This is a genomic window from Streptomyces sp. NPDC058964 (genome assembly GCF_042741275.1).
Classification (GTDB): domain Bacteria; phylum Actinomycetota; class Actinomycetes; order Streptomycetales; family Streptomycetaceae; genus Streptomyces.
The window spans coordinates 1-1515 of record NZ_JBHYKH010000953.1; the positions used below are offsets into that span (position 1 = coordinate 1).

Here is a 1515-nt window from a genome sequence, read left to right on the forward strand (position 1 = left end):
GAGCCCGCCCCTGCGTCTTCGGCCCGACTGGCCACATCGGTCCGCGAGTTGTGCTGAAGATCCGTAGTGGAACACCGGCACCGGGATTACGATCACCTCGATCCGGCGGTACGCGGTCGCCGTGGCGACGCCGGCGCCCGCCGCTGACCGTGCGTCCCCGAGGGCGCCTGCTTCTGCTGCCGCGTCGGTCTCACCGAGAGCGGCGGATACGTCATCGGGTCGTACGGTTCCCGGCCCCTCTCCTGCTCCCGACCCCCCGATTCCCGGATGCGGCCCGCGCCCCCCGTCCGCGGGGTTACCGTCGGATCATGAACATTCGCGCCGTGGTCTGGGACGTGGACGACACCCTCTTCGACTACACGACCGCGGACCGGGAGGGCATGCGGGCGCATCTGGCGGTGGAGGGGCTGCTCAGCGGGTACGCGACCCCCGAGCAGGCCCTCCACCGGTGGCGGGAGATCACCGACCTGCAGTGGGCGCGGTTCTCGGCGGGGGAGGTCTCCTTCGAGGGGCAGCGCAGGGACCGGGTGCGCGTCTTTCTGGGTGAGGAGCTCACCGACACCGAGGCCGATGCCTGGTTCCAGCGTTACATCGGTCACTACGAGGCCGCCTGGGCGCTCTTCCCGGACGTGCTGCCCGCCCTGGACGCCCTCGCCGCCAGCCACCGGCACGCCGTGCTGTCCAACTCCAGCCTCACGGTCCAGGAGCACAAGCTGCGCACCCTCGGCGTCCGCGACCGTTTCGAGGCCGTGCTGTGCGCCGCCGAGCTCGGCGTCTCCAAGCCCGAGGCCGCCGCCTTCCTGTCCGCCTGCGAGGCCCTGGACCTGCCCCCGCACGAGGTGGCGTACGTCGGCGACCACCCGGAGATCGACGGGCGGGGAGCCGCCGAGGCCGGGCTGCTGTCCGTGTGGATCGATCGCGGCGGGGTGTACGCGGGCGGCGCGGGGGCCGTCGCCGGGCACCGCATCGCCACCCTCGCCGAACTCCCCGCGATCGTCGGCGCGGATACCCGTTTTGGAGCCCCGTCCACCTTCGGGTAATGTTCTTCCTGCGCCGAGGGGAGCGGGCCGAAAGGCCGGAAACCCGGGGCGCGAAGCTAGAACGAGATCCCCTCAGGGGCTTGCGTTCCAGTGGCCTATGGTGTAATTGGCAGCACGACTGATTCTGGTTCAGTTAGTCTTGGTTCGAGTCCAGGTAGGCCAGCTCGCAGAGCTCATCTGCACCCGCGGATCCATCCGCGAGCCCCCGTTGTGTAGCGGCCTAGCACGCTGCCCTCTCAAGGCAGTAGCGCCGGTTCGAATCCGGTCGGGGGTACTGGTTCCGATCAACTCGGAATCGCTAGGGCCCCCGTTGTGTAGCGGCCTAGCACGCCGCCCTCTCAAGGCGGTAGCGCCGGTTCGAATCCGGTCGGGGGTACACATCACGAAGGCCCTCCACCCCGGTGGTGGGCCCTCGGGGTTTGTCGAATCCGCAGCCGCGCGCCGACACCGCCGCCTGCGCCCGCCGGTGGCGCGC

Annotated in this window: 1 protein-coding gene and 3 tRNA genes; all 4 read left to right on the forward strand. The window is 70.4% G+C overall.

What is annotated here, in order from left to right:
- Positions 1 to 308: 308 nt before the first annotated feature.
- Positions 309 to 1040 (forward strand): HAD family hydrolase, encoded by a 732-nt coding sequence (locus ACFW2E_RS46730; protein ID WP_384478230.1) that lies wholly within the window; start codon positions 309 to 311, stop codon positions 1038 to 1040.
- A 91-nt stretch (positions 1041 to 1131) separates the two neighbouring features.
- Positions 1132 to 1203: transfer RNA gene (locus ACFW2E_RS46735), tRNA-Gln, on the forward strand.
- 38 nt (positions 1204 to 1241) lie between these two features.
- Positions 1242 to 1314, forward strand: a tRNA-Glu gene (locus tag ACFW2E_RS46740).
- Positions 1315 to 1343: 29 nt separating this feature from the next.
- Positions 1344 to 1416: transfer RNA gene (locus ACFW2E_RS46745), tRNA-Glu, on the forward strand.
- The last annotated feature ends 99 nt before the right edge of the window (positions 1417 to 1515 follow it).